Genomic DNA, 21,378 nt, shown 5'->3' with positions numbered 1-21,378 from the left:
AAATTCTGCTAAGTTATTATACAGGTAAACAACCGTTGTTGATAAATATTTTCTCAATGAGAAAATAAAGCTAACTAACTGTTTTATTACAATCTGCGGGGATATAATCAGCTTTTATTAAATAATTTAGCGGCTCATAACCAACTTTGATGAACAAACTCTACAAACTCGTTCTTTGTGCGCAGTTTTTATCGCTAACGGTAGCGGCACAAAACAAAACTTTTACTTTAACCGAAAATAATCCGGCTCAGCCGAAGGCAAATTATCAACTTGCTTCGCGATTTTCGCCAAATAAGTTGAAGAAAATGGTATATTCTACCTCAGTTGACCCGCATTGGCTCAAATTGAGTAATCGCTTTTGGTACACTTTCGAAAGTCCGAAAGGAAAATTCTGGTATGTAGTGGATCCGGCTGCCAAAAGCAAAAAATTAATGTTTGATAATGCCAAAATTGCTGCAGACATTACGCTAATTGTACGCGATCCCTTTGATGCGGAGCACCTGCCTTTGGAGAATCTAAAATTTGCTGCCGATGAGAAAAGTGTTTCTTTTGAGGTTAAAAGCTCCATCGATGAAGTAAAGCCCGATCGTAAAGATAAAAAAGCGGCCGATTCATTACAGAAGAAAATCTTTTCATTTAAATATGATCTGGCTACGGCTAAACTCACCGAGGTTGCAAACTTCAGCAAACCAAAACCAAAACCAAGTTGGGGAGCTGTTGCGCCAGATTCATCGGCAATTATTTTTTCCCGGAACTACAACCTGTATTGGATGGATAAGGATAATTATAAAAAGGCCGTTAAAAACGAAGAGGATAGTACCATTGTTGAACATCAACTTACAAAAGATGGCGTTAAATTTTATTCTTATGGAAGTGATGGAGATGGTGAAAACAATGTAGAAAACGAAAAAAACAATAAAAAGCGTAGGGGTGCTTATGTACTTTGGTCGCCAAATGCTAAATATTTCATCCTAAATCGTACCGATTCCCGCAAGGTTAAAGATTTGTGGGTAATTAATAGCGTTACACCTGGTCGCCCAACTTTAGAAACTTATAAATACCAAATGCCGGGAGAAGCTGAGGCACCTCAAGACGAGATTTTGTTGTTCGATTTTGCAGCGAAATCCTTTAAGAAATTAAATGTTTCAGCCTTTAAAGATCAAAGTGTTTCCGTTTGGAGCAAACCTTCCCTGGCAAAAGATCGTGATAATGAATTTCGTCCTTCCATCTGGTTAGGTGATGACAGCAGATTTTATTTTTCACGTACCAGCCGCGATTTAAAACGAATTGATATTGGAACAATTGATATCGCCACGAGCAAAGTTAAGCCCTTAATTGATGAGCGATTTAATACTTACGTAGAGGTTAATCGCCCTGGTTTAGTAAATAACGGCAAAGAATTAATCCACTGGAGTGAACGCGATGGTTGGGCTCATTTCTACCTTTTCGATGGAAACGGCAAACTGAAAAATCAAATCACCAAAGGTTCATTTCACTGTGAAAGCATTGTGAATATCGATGAAAAAAATCGCATACTTTATTTCACAGCCAATGGGAGAGAGGCTAAAGAGGATCCATATTATTTGCATTTGTACAGCATCAATTTTGATGGCTCCAACCTTAAATTGTTAAATTCCGGCGATTACGATCACGCCATCAGTATGAATGATAATAACACTTTTTTCGTTGATAATTATTCGAGGGTAAACACGGCGCCGAAATCTACTTTAAATGATAAAAACGGTAGAAAGGTAATGGACCTGGAAACTGCTGATTTATCGCTATTAATGGTTGCAGGCTATAAATTTCCTGAACCTTTTACTGTTAAAGCTGATGATGGAATTACCGATCTCTATGGTGTAATGTACAAACCATTTGATTTTGATCCGAATAAGAAATATCCAATTATTGAATATGTTTATCCTGGACCACAAACGGAAGCGGTAAATAAAGCTTTCAGTAAATCAATGGATCGCACTGAACGCCTGGCGCAATTTGGTTATATCGTGATTACAGTTGGTAACCGTGGCGGAAACCCTTCACGCTCGAAATGGTACCACACTTACGGTTACGGAAACCTTCGCGATTATGGTTTGGCAGATAAGAAAACTGCAATTGAACAACTCGCCGCTAAATACAACTATATTGATGATACAAAAGTAGGCATCACCGGTCATTCAGGTGGTGGATTTATGTCTACCGCTGCCATGTTGGTTTATCCTAACTTTTTCAAAGCAGCAGTTTCTAATGCGGGTAACCACGACAATAGTATTTACAACCGTTGGTGGAGTGAAAAGCACCATGGTGTAAAGGAAATTGTATCTCTAAAAGGTGATACTTCATTTAAATATAGCATTGACAAAAACCCTGATCTGGCAAAAAATTTAAAAGGTCATTTATTATTGATGCATGGCGATGTAGATAACAATGTGCATCCGGCAAACTCCATTCGGGTTGCGAATGCCTTAATGAAAGCTGGCAAACGCTTCGATTTTCTGATAATCCCTGGTCAACGCCACGGTTTCGGCGATATGACAGAATATGCCTTCTGGAAATTAGCAGACCATTTTAACAAGTACCTGATTGGCGATTTTTCTGATCCGGCGGAAGTTGATTTGGTAGAGATGGATCGGGATGTGGAGAAAACCGGAAAGTAATTATTAAAATTTTTAATTCAGTATTTAAGAGGGTGTCATATCTTTTTTGACATCCTCTTCCTGTTTTTAAACGAAAAGGTTAATGATGTTCTTTAACCTAATCTTTTCTCAATAGCTCTTTACCTCATTAAAATCCGGTTTGTTTATTTTTCTTCTGAATAGCAGGAATTGCAGGGTGGTAAACAGTAGATAGGCTATCGAGAAGGTTAACAGATTTCTAAATATGGTAACCTCGTCGTGTTCTAAAAGCTTTTCAGGTATCATTACTCCTGCAATAAAAATAACACCGCATACTGGTAATCCTAGAAATGTTAATACCGAGAGGTAAAAATTATTTCTTATTTTATCAATCAAGTTAAGGAAAATCGCTGATGAACAAATCGCCATTGCGATTAGGTATATAAACGAATAGGCTAAGTTTAACAGTATGTCTAAAATCTGTAAAAGCCACATCCAAAAATCTCCGTCCTCATGATTTGTTTCCGATATCACAATTCTAAAGAAGATATATAAAGCTATGCCTGTCAGGATATTAGTTAACCAAAATCTAAATATTACGTTATTCATGTATTGTTGTTAGGAGCGTAATCACACTTTATTGGGAATCAAAAGATGCAACTACAGACAATCTTAAAGAAAAAAGGGTGATAGTTTACAACTTGTTTCGGTAAAATAAATATTCTGTCGGAACCTAGCAAATTACCACTACTGTTTATTAATTACCTTGATGTTCCTATTCTCACATCCGCCTTGCTTTTGGCAAGGTGCTGTTATATGCCGGTTTTCTTTCTACATTCGTTTACTAACGTGTTGGTCAATGAGTCAAATCGTTGTTGAAATTTGAGTTCTTCTCTTTCGTCTCTTACAGTTGTGTCTTTATTAAAAACAGTAAAGTCTGTGAAATGAATTGCTAAAGGAGAATCACTTGATGAAGCTCCATCCGGCATTGCTCTCCCCATACTACCTGAGCCACCTAATAATACTCCTGGTAATTCTGTCGTCTGTTGTTTGTAATCCCAAAGCCGATTTATTTTTTTTCGATTTCCTTTTTTGTCAACGAGGAAATATTCATGATCAATAGTCCCGGCTTCAAACTTCGGTTGAATGATTAATATTCCGTTTTCGGGGATATTTAAAACTCTTCGGTCGTTTTCAAGAGGTGGGTTGATGCCACACATTTCTCCATAAACGACTCTGAATTCTCCTTCAAAGTCATTGGGTATTAGATATGTTTCTTTTTCTGGATGTGTCAAATATGAACTTACAAAAGAAAATAAATACATACTGATAACTAAAAGAATTGATGTCAGCGGAAATGAAAGCAGGCCAAGTATAACCTTTGAAGCTTTTGGCTTTTGCGTCTGTTTTGGTAAACGCCAACAAAGAAATAGAAGTTGAAAAATTGAACCGCCGATCCATAAATAAAGAATCGGAATGCTAAAAGCACCAATCCAAGGTCCTAAAACTAAAGCTACACAATATGCCCAGCCGATTGAAAGTAGTCCAGCAGTTAAAACGATAAAGAGGAGTCGTAAGAGAAAATGTTTTGTCCGAAACAGATTTACGATTGTGTTGCCAGTTACGCTAAGTCCAACCGCGAGGGGAACAGTCCAGAAAAGAAAAGCGTAAGTGTCACTTTTGCCAAACCAGTCTTGTCGGTATAACACAATTGTCACGGCAACCAAACCAGTCAACATGTTAATTAGCCCGCTAATAATTTTTATGATAATTGGTCTGTCCATGGTTGTATTTAGATGGCTTATAACGTTTCGGGGCTTGGTGAAGATTAGGTAAAATTACTTAAAGATTGGAAAGGTTGAAGATGAATTTTTGGCCACTTTTGCCAGACCGCTTCAATTCTTTCGGCCTATATTTTATCGCTGTGATCAGGGTAAAGTCCAATATCTCCAACCGCTCCAGTGTTGTTTGTAATAATAACTAAAGTCTTTGTAGTCTGGTCTTGTGTCAAGATTTTTAGCTGTCAAGAAATTTAAATAACCATTCTCCTGTTCAAATGTATGAACACTGTTATCTGCTAAATCATAAACAAAATATTTTTCATCATAATTTTCATTTGCGTCTGTCAAACCATACACGAAATCGTTTGTAATTATAAATTTATTAAGAACCAACGCACTTATGCCTGTTCCTTGAATGTATGCTTGAGTTCCGTTGGTTTCCTGTATTTCACGCTGATGTCGAAGTGGAATTCTTGCACTGTCACCTAGTCCATGGTCACCATAATGAGTGAACATAAAAATGAAAAGTGTAATCGAAATAATTAAGCCACTTATAAACCAAAGCTGCATTTTTTTCTTTGAAACTCTATCAAACCAACTATCTGGATTATAATGTCCGATGATTTTAAAAGTTTCAAGTGTTAAGAACGCATATATGCTCCCTAAAATTGAAATTTTTAATAGTTCAAATACAAAGTGAAGTAACACTTCCATAGTCTGTTGTTTGTTGGTTTACGGTTGTCTTGGATTGACGAATAACGTTTCAGGGCTTTGCGAATTTCTAATTCTACTTAATGAAATTATCCTATGCTAACGTAATAAATAATTACTAAACTCGCATATCGCTTGTCGCCCAACAATTTGCAAAGCCGCTGCTATAAGCTGGCTTTACCTGTAAAATAATTTTCTAACTTTTTTAAACCCCTACTAGTAATTCCGAAATCTATAATTCCTTTACTTCCGTAGTCAGAGGCTTTTGCATTTAAATAATAAAAATCATTGTCAAATGCGATAAAGACATCTACTGAAACCCATAATTTACTTCTGTATTGAATTTTATAAATGTCTTTTTCGACCGACAAACTTTTAATGTTTATGGTCGTTATGAATTCCTCAATTATTTTCTTCTTTTGCTCTAAGGTCTGGTTGGATAAAACTTTAACAATCTTGTAATCCTTCGATATCCTCCATAGTCCATAACCGCCAAGAATTAATAGAAATAAGGCTGGAAAAATAACTTGATAAGTTTCACTATTTTGTAAGCTCCCCCGTTTTTCAGACCATTCAAAAGTATAATTTTGTCCTCAAATTTCCTGTAATAAATCTACCGGAGATTTGAAGTCTAATGCCTGGTGTGGTCGATGGTAATTGTAATCCACCATCCATTCCTCCACTTTCTCCCTTACATCATCCAGGGAGTGAAATATGTAAGCATTTAATAATTCTCTTCTTATGCTTCCATTCAATCTTTCAATATATGCGTTCTGTGTTGGCTCTCCTGGCTGGATAAAAACTAGTTCAACATTGTTTTCCTTTGCCCATTCATCCAACTTATGCGAGATGAACTCCGGCCCATTATCCATTCTTATTTTTTTTGGAAGCTCCCTATATTGTTTTAGTTCATCCAAGGCTCTTATAACTCGCAATGCCGGAAGTGAGTAATCTATCTCCATATTAAGGTAAGCAGCCTACCAATTACATCTTTTAAATAACTTTCACGATGTTTTTCTTTGCATAAAAGAAATATATGAGAACATCAGAAGAAAAAATGTTAGCAGTTGAGGCTTGGCGCACCAGTGGGCTTAGCCAGAATGAATACTGCAAGACCCTTGGAGTCAAACGTACCACTTTTGCTAACTGCGTATCGTGCAATAGACGAAAAAAAGCTGTTCCCAATTTTGTTAGAGTTACCATCCCTCCAGTTACAATTTCGACAGCTGTAGAGGTTGTTTACCCAAACGGAGTAATTATCAAGGCACCCGGCAATGACCTGAAAATGCTATCGCATTTAATAAAGCTGTACTAGCTATGTTTTCATTGAGTTCTTCCCATATTTATCACCTCTATAAGCCCGGCTGTGACATGCGCAAAAGTTTTGACGGCCTCTGCGGGCTGGTTAGTTCCGAGCTGGGCAGCTCCCCTATAAGTGGGGATGTGTTCATTTTTCTTAATAAAAGTGGCACACGCATCAAGCTTCTCCACTGGGAGCATGGAGGGTTTGTACTGTATTATAAAAGACTTGAAAGTGGTACTTTTCGCCGTCCCACCAAAGATGGTAATCTTATATCCTGGAGCGATCTTGTTCTGATGGTTGAAGGTATACACGTGGTGAGGAGTATAACAAAAAAACGGTATTCATTAGTCTAAAAACACACTTTTTACTTGCCCAAGCCATGGCTTTTTTGTATTTTTATGGTATGGAAACGGCACTGGAAAACTTATCAAAGGAAGATCTTTTAAAGATCATTTCCGCCCGTGACCAGATTATTTCCGAGCATAAAAAAGTTATTCAGAATCATGAGAAAGTTATTCAGGACCATGAAAAGATTATGCTCAATAATGAAACTGCCATTCTTGAAAATCACAGTACTATCTCGGCGCTCGGTGAGCAGGTAGACTACCTGAAAGCACAGGTTGCCATGTACAAACGCATGCAGTTCGGACAGAAGCGTGAACGCTTTGAGGGTGATCCAAACCAGGCAATGCTTCCCTTTGAAACTCCTGTTCAGGTGACCCTGTTACAGCAGGAAGAGGTCAAACAAAAGATAGAATATGTGCGCAAACGCCCCAATCACCATGGACGTGCAAAGTTACCATCCCACCTTCCCGTAGAAGAGATTGAGATCCATCCACAGGGTGATCTTACAGAAATGGTGTGTATTGGGAAAGAAATTACCGAGGAACTGGAATGTGAACCGGCACGCTTTTTCATAAAGCGTTATATCCGCTACAAATACGCAGGAAAAAACGGGGATGGGGTAAGTATTGCAGAACTGCCCGAGCGTGTCATAGATAAGGGAATACCGGGAGCAGGTTTGCTGGCCTCCATACTTACCGACAAGTATATCGACCACCTTCCCCTTTACCGGCAGAAGCAGCGCTTCGCCAGGGAGAATATCCAGATCCCTTCTTCCACAATCGAAGGCTGGACAAAACAGGCACTCGAAAAACTTGAACCACTATATGATCAGCTCGTCTTCAACACAAAAACAAAGGGATATCTACAAGTCGATGAAACCCCGATAAGGGTAATGGATAGTGACAAAAAAGGCGCTTGCCATCAAGGTTATTACTGGGTCTACCATTCTCCCTTGGATGGAACCGTATTATTTGATTACAGTCCTACCCGTGGGAGTAGTGCGCCTGTACCAATCCTGGGCAGCTTCAAGGGCTACCTCCAGACTGATGGCTATGCGGTATACCAAAAATATGCACAAAGCAAAGATATCATACACCTGGCCTGCTGGGCCCATGCCCGACGTGAGTTTGAAAAAGCACTTGATAATGATAAACCAAGAGCTGAAAAAGCCTTGTTGATGATCCAGAAGCTTTATGCTGTGGAACGAAAAATCAGAGAACAAGGTTTATCTGCAGATCAGGCAAAAGAACTCCGCCTGGAGAAATCATTACCAATGTTGAATGATATCGGCAAATGGATCTTTGAAGAAATCAAGATAACATTGCCCAAAAGCCAGATTGGAAAGGCAATGGCCTATGCTTATGCAAGATGGGATGCCTTAAGTGCATACCTTTATGATGGCAGCCTTCAAATCGACAATAACCTGGTAGAAAATGCAATAAGACCGGTGAGCCTGGGCAGGAAAAACTATCTCTTTGCAGGAAGCCACCAAGCGGCGCAAAGATCAGCAATGATCTATTCTTTCTTTGCGATCTGCAAAAAACATGAGGTTAATCCCTACAAGTGGCTTAAATACACGCTGGAAAATATTATGTCCATAAAACACAAGAAAATTAAAGACCTGTATCCACAGAACTTTAAAAATATAAATGGTTAATTAGATATGTACTTTATAGGCTGCATACGTCTTCTGTTCCAATATGCAATGTCCATTCATTATTGTCTGCTTGTATCGCGTCCAGGTGTTCTCCCGTCGCTGTGTCGAAGGTTATTTCGTCATTGATTTTGTCAAGCAAACAATAGGTTTCAAGCTTTTCGACAATTGAAGTCGTTTTTTCAATCCTAAAAATCCAGCCGAAACTGTCAGTCAAGCTGTCGCCATTATAAAGCGGGACTTTTATTTTAAATGAAACGATTTCAATTTTGTGTCCGTTTGTTTTAAAAATTTCCGAACTGCCGTTTTCATATTTCTGTGTTTCAATAGCACGGTCTCGTCCTTTACAGATAAATCCGCAACGAATAACTCCCAAAGGGGTCTTAAATTCTCGTTTTATTTCAGTTGTCAACAACAAATTCATCATTGAGCATAACTTTGGTTCCAGCAATAAAATCTTGATTTCTTTTCCATTTGTCAATTATGCGAAATATGTTGATACCTAATTTCTGTCCGTGTAGTCACAAAATAGTTCCCATTCTTTTGTCGGTGTGAACCATTCCCAAATTCTTGTGAAGTCTGCAACATTATCTCCTTCAATTTCATATAGGTCTTCAATAAATTCGTTCTTGAATTTATTGAGTTCGTCATCCTTTTTTTATCTAAAATATCAATCAAAAGATTTTCTGCTTTGTGTAACTCGTCAAACAATTCAAACAACTCCCATTTTTTCCAATATTCAATTTTGGAAAGTCCGTCAGATTTACGTTTTTGAAATAGTCGTTTGAACATAATGTTGGTTTTTAAGCTTGCAGCTAACGTTTCGGGGCTTGGCGTTCGGGCGGGATTTCGAACCACAGAAGCTGATATTATTACTAATGTTCAATTGAAAAATTGCTGTTGAATTTTGCACTTCTGCCCGCCTGACGCAAAACCCTTGTTAGCTGATGTTTATTTCCTTTTTCGTTAGTTCGTCTAAACTGTCAAATACATATCTTTCATTTGTCCCAATTCCGTATTCACCAAGTTGAAATTTTTTCAAGCCCAAGTCATTTTCAGCGATAAGAATTTCATCTGTTAAAGGGCAGTTTACTTCTCCATTATTTACTTCAATTGCTGAACAAATTAAAAAACTATTTTCAGTTCTAAATTCGATTTCTTGTGGAACAAAATATTTTCCCCAATTCGATTTCGTCCAATAAATTGCGGTATTTGTAATTTGTTGTCCGACAATTTCAGAAGGGTAAACAACAGGTTTCTTATCTTCAACGTTTTCAAAATCAGTGGTTTTCCCAACTAAAATATTCAGTCCATTATAATTTTTACCAAAGAATAAGTTACCTAAACAATATGTCTGTCCAGAAATTTTAATTTCGATTGCATTCAAAAGGCTTTTACCGTATGCGTTTGGCTGTTCATTAAAATCAATGTCATCTTCGTCCAAATAAAAAATAACTCGTTCGATTTTTTGTCCAACTAAAGTCTGGCAAGTCCTAAATAACTTGTCATATTCATTTGTTTCTTCTGTTGTCCAAGGTTCTGTCATAAAATATCAGCTAACATCTATCTTTACGCAATTGCGCAAATCTAAAATATATTCAGTGCATAAAACCTCAAAAAAAACATGGCTTTACGAATATCTTATTAAATAAATCAGCTCATACTAAAATTGGAAAAAATGATAAGAGCGTTCAGATATAATTTAATTCTACTAAAATAGAGAATATTTGCACGATCGCAATAGGGGGGAACCATAAATCGTTTCGCATCTGGAGCCTTAATATTTTACTGTTCTCGCCATCTAGCCCCGATAGTAATGATTAAGTTTTGATTTGTAATTACTTTCCTATCGCCAGCTTATCGATGTTTAAAACTTAAGATGGATAGCGGGAAGCTAAATCAAAAAAATGCTTCTGTTGGTGCGCTCCAGATCCTTAAAACATCGAATCGCTATTTTTTCTTAAATTACCAGCTTAAAATATTTTCAATGAACAAAATCTTATTTTACGGGGTGGCAATTGCCTTGTTTGCTCACTCCTGCAAGCAGGCAAAAGAAAATAGTATTAGCAACGGCCCAGATTCGCTGGCCATCAAAGCCATCAACGATTCGAGCTTAACTCATTATTTATCAGCAATTGCTGCAGACAGCCTGGAAGGGAGAAAACCCTTTACCAGTGGCGAAACTAAGACCATTAATTATTTGAAACTGGAATTTGAAAAATTAGGTTTACAACCCGGCAATGGCGATAGCTTTTTTCAGGAAGTGCCTATGGTGGAGATTAAATCCGTACCTGAAAGTAAGATGGTGATTCAAGGGAAATCAGGGAGTTTAATTCTGGATTATTTAACGGATTTCGTTGCAGGATCACGCCGTGTACAAGATGAAGTGAACATAAAAAATTCGCCTTTGGTTTTTGCTGGTTATGGCATTGTAGCTCCAGAATACGGCTGGGATGATTATAAAAATTTGGATGTGAAAGGCAAAACGGTTGTGGTTATGATCAACGATCCGGGCTTTTCGGATTCGACTTTGTTTAAAGGTAAAAACATGACTTACTACGGTCGCTGGACTTATAAATTCGAGGAAGCCTCGAGGCAGGGTGCTGCGGCAGTTTTAATTATTCATGATACTGAACCTGCAGCTTACCCTTGGACAGTGGTGCGCAGTGGCTGGTCGAAATCGAAACTGAATTTGCAATCGGTAGATAACGGCATGAATAGAACGGTTATTGAGGGTTGGATTTCTTTAGATAAGGCCAAGGCACTTTTCAAAATGGCTGGTCAGAGTGATGCCTTATTTTCGGCTGCCAGGAACAAAAATTTTAAGGCGGTAGATTTAAATGCAACCACTTCCTTAGTCGTAAAGAATACGATCAAAAAGTCGGTTACTTATAACGTTTTGGCAAAAATACCGGGCACTACCCGAAAAAATGAGGCTATTATTTATTCAGCTCACTGGGATCATTTAGGCATTGGTGAGAAGATTCAAGGAGACTCCATTTATAATGGTGCAGTTGATAATGCAACTGGTATAGCGTCATTGTTCGAACTCGCTTCGGCATTTAAGAAGTTGCCAAAAGCACCAAACAGAACTATTTTGTTCATCTCCTACACCGCGGAAGAGCAAGGTTTACTGGGATCAGAATACTATTCCAAACATCCTTCTTTTCCTCTAGATAAAACGGTTGCCAATATCAATATGGATATGATGGGGATTGCTGGCAAAACCAAAGACATTGTGGTTTATGGCTTCGGTCAGTCTGAGTTAGAAGATTACGCCTCTGCTTCAGCTAAAAAGCAGGGTAGGGTTGTGGTTCCAGATCCGGTTCCTTCTTCTGGTTTATACTACCGCTCTGATCATTTTAACTTAGCGAAAGTTGGTGTACCATCGCTATTTACGGGTTCTGGAGTTGATAATATAAAGAATGGCCGGGAGTGGGGTTTAAAACAAGTATCTGATTTTACCAAATTCAGATATCATTCACCGCAAGATAATTTTGATGCAAAAACCTGGGATTTATCAGGAATTGTTGAAGATGTGAGATTGGTTTTTGATATGGGTTACCGTTTAAGTAAGGAAGATGTTTATCCGAAGTGGAAAGATGGATCGGAATTTAAAGCGATAAGAGAAAAGAAATAAGAATCAGTAGTTCATTGATTTTTTTCACCCGTTCGGCCTCCTCAATTTATTTAAGGGTGTTACTCATTTTTTAAAGATTTCTCCACTTCGGTCGAAATGACGAAAGCAAAAAAAAGGCCTCAGAATCTGCGAATCTGAGGCTTTTTTTAAGATAAACCGTTCCGATTAAAAGTGGAACTGAACGCCCAATTTTGGAGCGAAAGTATTTGCTTCTAAACCGAATGAGTTTGAAGAAACTTCGCCTCCAGTGATCTCATTTTTAACATTTAGGTTATTGTATCCTAAACCGTTAACTGATACTTCGATACCAATTCTTTTGGTAGGAAAAAAAGCAAAACCAGGTGCAATGTTTACACCAATGCTGGTTGTAGAGGCTACTTTAGCACCAGTATCGCCATTATCGTTTACTATTTTATTGTTTCCAAACGCCATCGGAACTGATAATTGCCCGAAAAATTTGAATTGATCTGATAAACCAACATAGTAACGGCCAAAAGGTGCTACTACGAATGCCTGGTTTAAGGTATTTTCACTTACTTGTTTGTTGTAATTGTAACCTACGCCGGTACCAATTGCGAAATTATTGTCAACAAAATAACCAACACTTGGTACTACGCTGAAGCTAACATCAGATTTTGCCGCACCTTCTACTTTTGTAGAATTGAAGCCCACATTACCACCTAAAATTACTTTTCCTTTTTCTGTTTGTGCATTTGCTCCATACACTAAACCTGCAACTGCTACTACTGATAATAATAGTTTTTTCATCTTTTTTTATTATTTATTTGTTTAAAAAAACAGTCAGTTTTACTTTTTTAATATCTGACTATATTTGGTTAAAAGTCAATGTCAGTGCCAAAAAATGCTGTCAGCGTCATTAAAAAATCAGTTTTTAGCCAATCGCCTAATAGCGAATTAGATATAAAATCTATGTTAATTCTTTATTATTTTTGTGTGACTAAAACTTAATCGAGTGATTAATTTTTGGTAGGTGCCAAATTGACAATTTAGTTTATTTCCGATTCTTGTCAGTTTTTTTCGGAAGCTTTGACATCTTTTAGGAATATCACTGAAAGGAATTATTAGGTTGTAGTGGAGGATATCGAAGCTGAGCCTTCAATATGATTTAAGATTTGCAGTCGTGCTGCGGGTTCATTTAATCAAAGATAAAATCACAACTGTGAGAAGCAATTTTTGTTTACTTACAAAGTGAGAAGGCTGTATCATAAAGACCATTTTGCCCAGATGCTGTCCTGTTGAGCCTGTCGAAACACCTGGGCTATATTTGACCAAGTCTTTCGACAAGCTACGCAACCTCAACGGATAATAATCATCATTTCAAGCGAAGAGCCTATAATCTTTTGTAAAATCCCTTAAACCTTGGAGGCAACAATCAGGTTCTCAATCTTTCTCTTGATCAAATTGATGGTTTTCTCATCCGTTAGATTACCCTCCTCATCAAATTTATCTTGTGCTTGCGCAATTAAAACTTCCGGTTGCAAAACGGGGTTCATATTCAAAAAAGTAAAAATTGGAAGAAATGCAGTTTGCATTCTAACTGTACCCCACATGCCTTGAGTAGCACCTAGTAGCGCAACGGGTTTGTGCATTAATGGCGCATCTTTTCCTCTACTGGCCCAGTCAATTGCATTTTTCAATCCTCCGGGAACAGAATAATTGTACTCTGGGGAGGCAATGATAAAAGCATCTGCCTGAGCCAAAGCTTCTCTAAATTTAACTACGCTAGATGGTCTTTCTGGCATTTCAGGTGTATCGTAATCGGCGTTATAAACCGGAACATCATCATAAGAAACGATTTCAAATTCTGTACCGGCTGGTACTAACGTTCCAGCAAATTTAAGCAACATTGCGTTGTAAGAGCCTTTTCTAAGGCTTCCACAAAGGCCCACAATTTTTCTGTTTTTTTCCATAAGGATTAAACCACATCTCGGTAAAAATGTTTGAGAGTCACGCTGTAGCGCTTAATTATGTTAGAAATTTTTATCACTACTTTTGCCATCGTATTTATTTCCTTTTATGAACGAGCAGAATCCTTCTAAAGCCATTATCGAAAAAACCATATTCCCGATATTGTTTGCCTTAAGTTTTTCACATTTATTAAATGATACGATTCAATCGCTTATTCCGGCGATTTATCCTATCATTAAAACAAATTACAAACTCAGTTTCTCTCAAATTGGCTTAATTACGCTAACCTTCCAGCTGGCCGCCTCTTTATTGCAGCCATTTGTAGGGATGTATACTGATAAAAGACCGCAACCATATTCACTAGCGGTCGGCATGGGTTTCACTTTAATCGGCTTAATTACCTTGTCGCAATCCACCCATTTTTACACCATGTTAATTTCGGTGGCGCTAATCGGTGTCGGCTCATCTATATTTCACCCTGAAGCATCCCGAATGGCGCATGCTGCATCTGGAGGGAAAAAAGGTTTGGCACAATCGGTTTTCCAATTGGGTGGAAATGCAGGGAGCTCTTTAGGGCCGCTTTTAGCTGCTTGGATTATTGTACCCTATGGCCAATTTAGTGTGGTTTGGTTTTCTATCATCGCATTATTGGCCATTGTGATTTTGAGTTATGTAGGTAATTGGTACAAAGGTTTTGTCCTTTCCAGAAGCAAAAAAGCTGCTGTTGCTACTGTCGCCAATCAATTCTCGAGAAATAAAATTGTTTTTTCGGTAGTTATCCTGTTGTTGCTTATTTTTTCGAAATATTTCTACATGGCCAGTCTAACCAGCTATTTTACTTTTTACCTCATCAATAAATTTGACGTTTCTGTACAAACCTCGCAGATTTACTTATTTGTATTTCTATTTTCGGTAGCTGCGGGAACGTTATTAGGTGGTCCAATTGGCGATAAAATTGGGCGTAAATATGTGATTTGGGCTTCAATTTTAGGCACAGCACCATTTGCATTATTGCTACCTCATGCCAATTTATTTTGGATAGGTATTTTAATCGTTCCTATCGGGATGATTTTGGCTTCGGCCTTTTCTGCCATCCTGGTTTATGCACAAGAATTGATTCCTGGGAAGGTTGGCTTAGTAGCTGGATTGTTTTTCGGTTTTGCTTTTGGAATGGGAGGGATAGGCTCTGCACTTTTAGGTAAACTTGCAGATGCTACCAGTATTGAACATGTTTTTAATATCTGTGCCTTTTTGCCTCTGATAGGATTACTAACCGGATTTTTGCCAAATATTGAAAGCAATAAAAAATAATAAATCCCGCCGTTATCCAGGCGGGATAAATTTCTAAAAATGGAAATTTAAACCTAAATTAGGTAAAAATGTATTTAAGCCAAAAGTGAAACTATTGCTTTTATAAGCGGTTACGTTTTGATTATCATCATCGCCCTTACTGTTTTGTTTGCTGTACGCCAGCAGCGGAAAAGAGAACTCAACTGCCCATTTCTTCGCTGGAAAAAACGCGAAACCAGGGTTAATTGAAGCGTTGTAGGTTGTCGATTTGGATACTACACTTTGATAATCGAAGTTGCCGGTTCCGCTAAGTGATTGGTTAATTTTTCCAAATGCAACATCGAAATTAGCCTGGCCAAAAAATTTGAATTTATCTGTAATATCTAGATAATATCTCACAAACGGGCCGACATTAAATGACTTATTTCGTTGAATTGAAGTAGTTACTATTGGCGTATTGCCGATAGTGAAAAATTGATCTGATACATTTTTTGTTTCATTGTAGCCAATGCCTAAACCAATTGCTAGATTTTTGCTAAAGAAGTGGCCAACCCTTGGCACTACATTGAAAAAAGTAGATTCGCTAGCGCCATAATTTGTCGTATTGGCTGGTTTCAGCTCATTTTTACCATACCCGATTGATCCACCAATCATCGTGTTGCCCTTATCGGTTTGAGCATTCGAAATAAATGCAGCAGTACATAATACTGCTACTAATAATAGTTGTTTTTTCATTCTATGTGTTTATATTTTGGCGCAATTATAACACAAAAAAAAACAAGAACTAGCTTTTTAGGTGGTTTTAATGAAATGTTTAATTTTGGGAAAATGAAAAAGCATCGGCTCAAATGCCAATGCTTTTAAATGGTTGAATTTTAACTGAAAACTGCGATTTGTTAGGATACTATTTTCCTAAATCGAATGCAACGCCAATGTTAAAAGAGAATTGATTGTTCAATCGCTCATAGCCGATTGCATCATCATTATATTTTGCAATCGGAAATTGCGCTTCTGTAAAAAGCCCGAAGCCTTTATCAAAGAAAACTCTTCCGCCAACATGAGCGCCAAAGTTTTTTAGGCCCAGATTTAATCCAGGGTATAAGTCTACATTAGCGGGCAAGCCAATCACACTTCCTAAATTTGCGTTAAATCTGGCTTTAAGATCAAAACGGTCGCCGAAGCCTGGTTTTTCTATCCCATCAAAAGATTTTACGCCAAGTAAATAGCCGGCCTGTGCGCCGATGGAGAAGCTTTGGCCTAAGCCATAATCAAGCGTAGTCACAATTCCGGTACCCCATTTTTGGAGACTTGCACCAACCTGAAATCTTAAATCGTCTTTGCCTTTGTAGGCATCACTTTGTGCATTTGCCTGTGTGTAGGCAATAACCAGTAAAAATAAGCAAGTAATAATTCTTTTCATTTTAAACAATTGATTTTATGGGTAATTAATAAATTCTGGTCTTCATTCTCTGCCTGTATTCCAGAAACTAGCTTAGTGCGTCTGTTGGAAAATAATTTATCCCGATAGGAGATAACCGTTTACAAAGAAAAATTTAAATTTAATGCAGCTTTAATAAAGCTGGTATTACAGGATGTAATTGCTATAAGGATATTTAGCAAGCCGATTTGGCGATGGAAATATATAAGAAAAGATTTTTAAGGAAATTATAACGGAATAAATTCTGTCGGCTTATGGTTTAAATGGGTTTTCAGTGTATATTAAATAAAAAAGAGGAATGTATCATATATATTAAATGATAACCCGAACCTATCGTCCGACTTGCTCTAAAGCCTTGTAGCCGTTTCGAAAGGCTCAACGCGACAACGTTCGGGGGATATTGATTTATGATACATCCTATAAACTTCTAAATCTTAAATTATTGGCGATTTAACCGTTCAATTAAATAGTAATTGTCTAATGCATCTTCAGAATCCAGATCGTCACCTTCATTCTGAATAGATTTTACCTTGCCATCACTTTTTGGAGAATTAGTAAAATTGTATTCGAATTTAATGGAACCGATGGATTTTATTTTACCGGTGATTCCGGGCAAGGCAGATAAATAATATTCTACATTTTTATTGCCAATAGATTTTATTTTACCATTAAACTCTGGTATGGCACTGAGGTAATATTCTACTGAAATATTTCCAATGGCTTTAACTTTTCCATTAAATTCAGAAAGTGCACTCAGATAATATTCAATCTGTACATCATCAATGGATTTAATTTTTCCATCAAATTCAGATAGTGCACTACTGTAATAATCTATTTTCCCACGGAATCTTTGTGCATTTGCCTGCATAGTAATGACTAGCAGAATAACTACAACGGAACTTCTTAAGCCCATAACTTGGTTTAGCAAATTTTTCATATGAGTATGTTTAGAAGTGGAAGTTTATGGTAAAAGTGGGTGTGAAGTTATCAAGTGCCAGTCTCAGGTTATTTTTCTTATCAAAATTATATAGTGATTCTTCGGCATAATAATTTTGGTGGAAAAAGCTTAAGATTGGGAATGAAAAATCGAGGCTTGAATCATCAGATAATAGATAGGTGAAGCCAGGAGCTAAGCTAGCGCCCCAACCTTTTGCTCGTGCATCTGTTCGAATCAGATAACCTGCATCATCTACTCGATTGAAAGTGTTAATTTGCAGGAGCAGATTCGCCTGAACGAAAAATTTGAATCGTTCTTTAACCTCTATGTACTTGCGAATGAAAGGCGAGAGCCCGAAACTGAATTCTTTCGGACCATAACGGTCTTCGTAGCGCCCATCTTCTTCATCCCATGTAATGTAACTTTCACCGCGAAGCTTTGAAAGATTTAAAGGAATTTCAAGCCCGATAGCGAGATTATTTGCAATGAAATAGCCGCCCCTCGGCGTTGCCGTAAAGGTGTTAATACTGGCTGTAGCATCGTTTTGTTTCGAGGTTCCGAAGCTCAGGCTTATTCCGGCGAAGCCAGAACCTTTTTCAGTTTGCGCATGGCTACGCCAACTGATGGCGCATAGAAGCACCAAGATGATTAATTTAGGTTTCATTTGTGTTGTGTTTTTGTGTGTAATCAATAATAATCATTATCGATACAAAAAACAATAGCCTAAAATGAACGTATTGCATTGTAAAATCAATTTTACAGCTGCAGGTTTGTTGACGTAATAGGTGTTTAAATGCCAAAATGAACCGGCGTCATTCTCAGCTTGGCTGGGGATCTTAAAAATCAACGTTATCAGCCGGCATCACGATTCTGTTTTCACGTGAAGGACGAAGGGCCTAAAGAAGAAGAAAAATTGAAGACCAGGTATTAACGATAGTCATCCTTCGCTTAACTGCGAACATTAAAATGCATTGTTATGGGCGTAATCAAAAAAAATCCCGCAGAAATTAATCTGCGGGATTTCATTTACCGATATAATATTTAATCTTGTTTCTGGTTCAGGAACACAAAATTGTGATCAAACATATCTAACTTAATTTTACTGTCTTTATCGATCTTACCGGCTAATATTTCCTTCGATAATTCATTCAAGATTCTTTTTTGAATAACTCTTTTCAATGGTCGGGCACCAAACTGCGGATCGTAACCAAGCTGTGCCAACCAATCAAGTGCTTCCTCACTTGCATCCATTTCAATTCCCATTTCGGCAAGTGTTTGCTGTACATGTTTAAATTGTAATGCCACAATATCTCTAAGTTCATTGCGATTTAACGGCGTAAACATGATTAATTCATCAATTCGATTTAGAAACTCCGGTCTGATGGTTTGTTTTAATACCTCGAACAATTCGTTTTTAGTTTTTGCAATTACTTCATCCCGGTTTTCATCAGTTAGATTTTTGAAATTATCTTGGATTAAGTGCGCTCCAATATTCGATGTCATGATGATGATTGTATTTTTAAAATTCACCGTTCTGCCTTTATTATCAGTTAAACGGCCATCATCTAATACCTGCAATAAGATGTTAAACACATCCGGATGCGCTTTTTCAATCTCATCAAGCAATACAACCGAATAAGGTTTACGCCGAACAGCTTCGGTTAATTGCCCACCTTCATCGTAGCCTACATATCCCGGAGGCGCACCAATTAAGCGGGAAACAGCGTGGCGCTCCTGGTATTCACTCATGTCGATCCGGGTTAAGGCATTTTCATCGTTAAATAAAAATTCCGCCAAAGCCTTGGCCAACTCTGTTTTACCTACCCCGGTTGTACCCAGGAAAATAAACGAACCAATTGGTTTGCGCTTGTCTTGTAAACCTGCACGCGAGCGGCGAATCGCATCAGAAATGGCTTCTATAGCCTCATCCTGTCCGGCTACCCGCTGGTGCAATTCGTGTTCGAGGTTCAATAATTTCTCCCTTTCGCTAGCAATTAACTTGGTAACCGGAATGCCTGTCCATCTACCTACCACGCCTGCAATATCGTCAGCAGTTACTTCCTCTTTTAGCATCCGGCTATCTGTTTGCTGGTTTTCCAAATCGGCTTTCAGCTTTTCTACCTGATCCTGCGCTTCTTTAATTTTTCCGTAACGGATTTCGGCAACTTTGCCATAGTCTCCGGCACGTTCGGCCTGTTCAGCCTCTAATTTATAATGCTCAATCTGTTCCAGTTGATTATTTACCGCATCAACAAGGTCTTTTTCGCCCTGCCATTTTGCTTTCAGCTCATCGCGTTCAGCAGATAAATTGGCAATTTCTTCTGATAGATCCTGAACTTTACGGTCATCTTTTTCGCGTTTGATCGCCTCACGTTCAATTTCAAGTCGCATAATTTCGCGATCCAAAGCATCTACATTTTCTGGAACACTGTCCATTTCCATGCGTAATTTCGAAGCCGCTTCATCCATTAAATCGATGGCTTTATCTGGCAAGAAACGATCAGAAATATAACGCTGACTCATTTCTACTGCAGCGATAATTGCTTCATCTTTAATCCGCACTTTATGGTGGGTTTCATAGCGTTCTTTCAAACCGCGAAGAATAGAAATTGCATCCTGTGTATCAGGTTCCTCTACCATCACCTTTTGGAAGCGACGTTCCAAGGCTTTATCTTTTTCTAAATATTTTTGATATTCATCCAAAGTGGTGGCACCAATTGCCCTTAATTCACCACGAGCCAAAGCTGGTTTTAAGATGTTAGCGGCATCCATAGCACCTTCTCCGCCGCCTGCGCCCACGAGGGTGTGAATTTCGTCGATAAATAAAATGATGTCACCATCGCTTTGCGTTACCTCTTTCACTACCGCTTTCAATCGCTCTTCAAACTCACCTTTATATTTTGCTCCAGCAATTAATGCGCCCATATCAAGGGAATAAACGGTTTTACTTTTCAAATTTTCAGGCACATCACCTTTAATAATTCTGAAAGCAATTCCTTCGGCAATTGCCGTTTTACCCACACCTGGCTCACCAATTAAAATTGGATTATTTTTCGTTCTTCGAGATAATATTTGAATCACCCGACGGATTTCTTCATCACGGCCAATTACCGGATCGAGCTTTCCGCTTTCGGCATACTCATTTAAATTACGGGCATATTTGCCTAAAGCCTGATAAGTAGCCTCAGCATTTTGGTCGGTTACACGGTTATCGCCACGGAGTTCAGTAATGGCTTTTTTAAGGTCTTTTTCGTTAACACCTTGTTCCTTTAATAATTTGGATGTACTGTCATTCACTGCCAAAATTCCTAACAGGAGGTGTTCTACCGATACAAATTCATCTTTAAATTCTTTTAAAAATGTTTGTGCCTTTTGCAGAACACTATTTGTATTTGATGACAGATAGACATTGCTTCCGCTAACTTTCGGGAATCTTGCAATCTCTGCATCTAGATTTTGGTTGAGTAAATTAAGGTTCACGTTTAGTTTCTTCAAAACATAAGAAACCACGTTTTCATCAACAGTAAGCAAACCTTTAAGCAGGTGTGCCGTTTCAATAGCCTGTTGCTGGTTGCCTTGGGCTATTTCAGAAGCCTGTTGAATTGCTTCCTGGGCTTTTATTGTAAAGTTGTTGAAGTTCATATAACCGTTTTAATCAAAACAAATGCCACAGCAAATTTGATTTTGCAATCGGAAATTTTGTCTGTCTGATTCAAGTTATAATGACTAATTTAC

Annotated in this window: 21 protein-coding genes; 6 read left to right on the top strand and 15 right to left on the bottom strand. The window is 38.0% G+C overall.

Annotation, left to right across the window (positions count from 1 at the left end):
• Positions 1-149 precede the first annotated feature (149 nt).
• The gene (locus AC3ITD_RS11280; RefSeq protein WP_489366490.1) at positions 150-2,657 is read left to right on the top strand and encodes a S9 family peptidase; all 2,508 of its coding nucleotides are present in this window, start codon (positions 150-152) and stop codon (positions 2,655-2,657) included.
• Positions 2,658-2,765: 108 nt separating this feature from the next.
• Here AC3ITD_RS11280 and AC3ITD_RS11275 read toward each other — a convergent pair whose 3' ends face one another.
• The 5 genes from AC3ITD_RS11275 to AC3ITD_RS11255 all read right to left on the bottom strand — a co-directional run bounded on the left by AC3ITD_RS11275 (position 2,766) and on the right by AC3ITD_RS11255 (position 6,069).
• Positions 2,766-3,224: a hypothetical protein gene (locus AC3ITD_RS11275; RefSeq protein ID WP_265801228.1), complete on the bottom strand. Its 459-nt coding sequence runs from the start codon at positions 3,222-3,224 to the stop codon at positions 2,766-2,768.
• A gap of 203 nt (positions 3,225-3,427) precedes the next feature.
• Positions 3,428-4,399, bottom strand: a complete 972-nt coding sequence (locus AC3ITD_RS11270) for a DUF6843 domain-containing protein (RefSeq protein WP_489366488.1) — start codon at positions 4,397-4,399, stop codon at positions 3,428-3,430.
• Between the two features lie 144 nt (positions 4,400-4,543).
• Positions 4,544-5,110, bottom strand: coding sequence for a hypothetical protein (locus AC3ITD_RS11265; protein ID WP_265801232.1), 567 nt, complete (start codon positions 5,108-5,110; stop codon positions 4,544-4,546).
• A 161-nt stretch (positions 5,111-5,271) separates the two neighbouring features.
• On the bottom strand, positions 5,272-5,478 hold the full coding sequence (locus AC3ITD_RS11260) for a hypothetical protein (protein WP_489366485.1): 207 nt from the start codon (positions 5,476-5,478) through the stop codon (positions 5,272-5,274).
• A 222-nt stretch (positions 5,479-5,700) separates the two neighbouring features.
• A complete protein-coding gene (locus AC3ITD_RS11255; protein ID WP_489366483.1) occupies positions 5,701-6,069 on the bottom strand; it encodes an integrase core domain-containing protein in 369 nt (122 codons plus the stop codon).
• A 74-nt stretch (positions 6,070-6,143) separates the two neighbouring features.
• Between AC3ITD_RS11255 and tnpA the strand changes: the two genes are divergently transcribed.
• The 3 genes from tnpA to tnpC are packed head-to-tail and all read left to right on the top strand — an operon-like array spanning position 6,144 to position 8,412.
• On the top strand, positions 6,144-6,422 hold the full coding sequence (gene tnpA, locus AC3ITD_RS11250) for an IS66 family insertion sequence element accessory protein TnpA (RefSeq protein WP_489366481.1): 279 nt from the start codon (positions 6,144-6,146) through the stop codon (positions 6,420-6,422).
• A 2-nt stretch (positions 6,423-6,424) separates the two neighbouring features.
• The gene (tnpB, locus tag AC3ITD_RS11245; protein WP_489366479.1) at positions 6,425-6,763 is read left to right on the top strand and encodes an IS66 family insertion sequence element accessory protein TnpB; all 339 of its coding nucleotides are present in this window, start codon (positions 6,425-6,427) and stop codon (positions 6,761-6,763) included.
• A gap of 50 nt (positions 6,764-6,813) precedes the next feature.
• Positions 6,814-8,412 (top strand): IS66 family transposase, encoded by a 1,599-nt coding sequence (gene tnpC / locus AC3ITD_RS11240; protein ID WP_489366665.1) that lies wholly within the window; start codon positions 6,814-6,816, stop codon positions 8,410-8,412.
• A gap of 13 nt (positions 8,413-8,425) precedes the next feature.
• Here tnpC and AC3ITD_RS11235 read toward each other — a convergent pair whose 3' ends face one another.
• From AC3ITD_RS11235 to AC3ITD_RS11225, 3 genes are all read right to left on the bottom strand, one after another.
• Positions 8,426-8,890: a hypothetical protein gene (locus AC3ITD_RS11235; protein ID WP_489366477.1), complete on the bottom strand. Its 465-nt coding sequence runs from the start codon at positions 8,888-8,890 to the stop codon at positions 8,426-8,428.
• The gene (locus tag AC3ITD_RS11230) at positions 8,887-9,201 is read right to left on the bottom strand and encodes a hypothetical protein (protein WP_489366475.1); all 315 of its coding nucleotides are present in this window, start codon (positions 9,199-9,201) and stop codon (positions 8,887-8,889) included. Before AC3ITD_RS11230 ends, AC3ITD_RS11235 begins: the two co-directional genes overlap by 4 nt.
• Positions 9,202-9,349: 148 nt before the next feature.
• On the bottom strand, positions 9,350-9,955 hold the full coding sequence (locus AC3ITD_RS11225; protein ID WP_489366473.1) for a hypothetical protein: 606 nt from the start codon (positions 9,953-9,955) through the stop codon (positions 9,350-9,352).
• A gap of 441 nt (positions 9,956-10,396) precedes the next feature.
• Between AC3ITD_RS11225 and AC3ITD_RS11220 the strand changes: the two genes are divergently transcribed.
• Entirely contained in the window at positions 10,397-12,049 is a 1,653-nt protein-coding gene (locus tag AC3ITD_RS11220) for a M28 family metallopeptidase (protein WP_489366471.1), read from the top strand.
• A gap of 165 nt (positions 12,050-12,214) precedes the next feature.
• Here the strand turns inward: AC3ITD_RS11220 and AC3ITD_RS11215 are convergent, their stop codons facing one another.
• Both AC3ITD_RS11215 and AC3ITD_RS11210 read right to left on the bottom strand, forming a co-directional pair.
• Complete coding sequence (locus AC3ITD_RS11215; RefSeq protein WP_489366469.1) at positions 12,215-12,817, bottom strand: outer membrane beta-barrel protein; 603 nt, start codon at positions 12,815-12,817, stop codon at positions 12,215-12,217.
• A 605-nt stretch (positions 12,818-13,422) separates the two neighbouring features.
• Positions 13,423-13,980 (bottom strand): NADPH-dependent FMN reductase, encoded by a 558-nt coding sequence (locus AC3ITD_RS11210; protein WP_489366467.1) that lies wholly within the window; start codon positions 13,978-13,980, stop codon positions 13,423-13,425.
• Positions 13,981-14,086: 106 nt separating this feature from the next.
• Here AC3ITD_RS11210 and AC3ITD_RS11205 point away from each other — a divergent pair, with 106 nt between their 5' ends.
• Positions 14,087-15,289, top strand: a complete 1,203-nt coding sequence (locus AC3ITD_RS11205; protein ID WP_489366465.1) for an MFS transporter — start codon at positions 14,087-14,089, stop codon at positions 15,287-15,289.
• Positions 15,290-15,322: 33 nt separating this feature from the next.
• Here AC3ITD_RS11205 and AC3ITD_RS11200 read toward each other — a convergent pair whose 3' ends face one another.
• From AC3ITD_RS11200 to clpB, 5 genes are all read right to left on the bottom strand, one after another.
• Positions 15,323-16,003 carry an outer membrane beta-barrel protein gene (locus tag AC3ITD_RS11200; protein WP_489366463.1) on the bottom strand — a complete coding sequence of 227 codons (681 nt, stop codon included), beginning with the start codon at positions 16,001-16,003 and terminating at the stop codon, positions 15,323-15,325.
• Positions 16,004-16,172: 169 nt separating this feature from the next.
• Complete coding sequence (locus AC3ITD_RS11195) at positions 16,173-16,688, bottom strand: DUF6646 family protein (RefSeq protein WP_489366461.1); 516 nt, start codon at positions 16,686-16,688, stop codon at positions 16,173-16,175.
• A 457-nt stretch (positions 16,689-17,145) separates the two neighbouring features.
• Positions 17,146-17,643 (bottom strand): hypothetical protein, encoded by a 498-nt coding sequence (locus AC3ITD_RS11190; protein ID WP_265801259.1) that lies wholly within the window; start codon positions 17,641-17,643, stop codon positions 17,146-17,148.
• A 10-nt stretch (positions 17,644-17,653) separates the two neighbouring features.
• Positions 17,654-18,307 (bottom strand): hypothetical protein, encoded by a 654-nt coding sequence (locus tag AC3ITD_RS11185; protein WP_265801261.1) that lies wholly within the window; start codon positions 18,305-18,307, stop codon positions 17,654-17,656.
• 377 nt (positions 18,308-18,684) lie between these two features.
• Entirely contained in the window at positions 18,685-21,285 is a 2,601-nt protein-coding gene (gene clpB / locus AC3ITD_RS11180; protein ID WP_489366459.1) for an ATP-dependent chaperone ClpB, read from the bottom strand.
• Between the last annotated feature and the right edge of the window lie 93 nt (positions 21,286-21,378).

This window comes from Pedobacter sp. KH_004 (assembly GCF_057840755.1).
Note: the sequence above shows the minus strand (reverse complement) of the source record. Positions and strands in the feature narration are given on the sequence as shown.

Excerpts from the sequence above, each read along its gene's own strand:
- AC3ITD_RS11280 (WP_489366490.1), top strand. The coding sequence starts at position 150 with ATGAACAAACTCTACAAACTCGTTCTTTGTGCGCAGTTTTTATCGCTA.
- AC3ITD_RS11255 (WP_489366483.1), bottom strand. The coding sequence starts at position 6,069 with ATGGAGATAGATTACTCACTTCCGGCATTGCGAGTTATAAGAGCCTTG.
- AC3ITD_RS11215 (WP_489366469.1), bottom strand. The coding sequence starts at position 12,817 with ATGAAAAAACTATTATTATCAGTAGTAGCAGTTGCAGGTTTAGTGTAT.
- AC3ITD_RS11200 (WP_489366463.1), bottom strand. The coding sequence starts at position 16,003 with ATGAAAAAACAACTATTATTAGTAGCAGTATTATGTACTGCTGCATTT.
- tnpC (WP_489366665.1), top strand. The coding sequence starts at position 6,814 with ATGGAAACGGCACTGGAAAACTTATCAAAGGAAGATCTTTTAAAGATC.
- AC3ITD_RS11185 (WP_265801261.1), bottom strand. The coding sequence starts at position 18,307 with ATGAAACCTAAATTAATCATCTTGGTGCTTCTATGCGCCATCAGTTGG.
- AC3ITD_RS11275 (WP_265801228.1), bottom strand. The coding sequence starts at position 3,224 with ATGAATAACGTAATATTTAGATTTTGGTTAACTAATATCCTGACAGGC.
- AC3ITD_RS11195 (WP_489366461.1), bottom strand. The coding sequence starts at position 16,688 with ATGAAAAGAATTATTACTTGCTTATTTTTACTGGTTATTGCCTACACA.
- AC3ITD_RS11225 (WP_489366473.1), bottom strand. The coding sequence starts at position 9,955 with ATGACAGAACCTTGGACAACAGAAGAAACAAATGAATATGACAAGTTA.
- tnpA (WP_489366481.1), top strand. The coding sequence starts at position 6,144 with ATGAGAACATCAGAAGAAAAAATGTTAGCAGTTGAGGCTTGGCGCACC.
- AC3ITD_RS11210 (WP_489366467.1), bottom strand. The coding sequence starts at position 13,980 with ATGGAAAAAAACAGAAAAATTGTGGGCCTTTGTGGAAGCCTTAGAAAA.
- AC3ITD_RS11220 (WP_489366471.1), top strand. The coding sequence starts at position 10,397 with ATGAACAAAATCTTATTTTACGGGGTGGCAATTGCCTTGTTTGCTCAC.
- AC3ITD_RS11205 (WP_489366465.1), top strand. The coding sequence starts at position 14,087 with ATGAACGAGCAGAATCCTTCTAAAGCCATTATCGAAAAAACCATATTC.
- AC3ITD_RS11270 (WP_489366488.1), bottom strand. The coding sequence starts at position 4,399 with ATGGACAGACCAATTATCATAAAAATTATTAGCGGGCTAATTAACATG.
- AC3ITD_RS11190 (WP_265801259.1), bottom strand. The coding sequence starts at position 17,643 with ATGAAAAATTTGCTAAACCAAGTTATGGGCTTAAGAAGTTCCGTTGTA.
- AC3ITD_RS11265 (WP_265801232.1), bottom strand. The coding sequence starts at position 5,110 with ATGGAAGTGTTACTTCACTTTGTATTTGAACTATTAAAAATTTCAATT.
- tnpB (WP_489366479.1), top strand. The coding sequence starts at position 6,425 with ATGTTTTCATTGAGTTCTTCCCATATTTATCACCTCTATAAGCCCGGC.
- clpB (WP_489366459.1), bottom strand. The coding sequence starts at position 21,285 with ATGAACTTCAACAACTTTACAATAAAAGCCCAGGAAGCAATTCAACAG.
- AC3ITD_RS11230 (WP_489366475.1), bottom strand. The coding sequence starts at position 9,201 with ATGTTCAAACGACTATTTCAAAAACGTAAATCTGACGGACTTTCCAAA.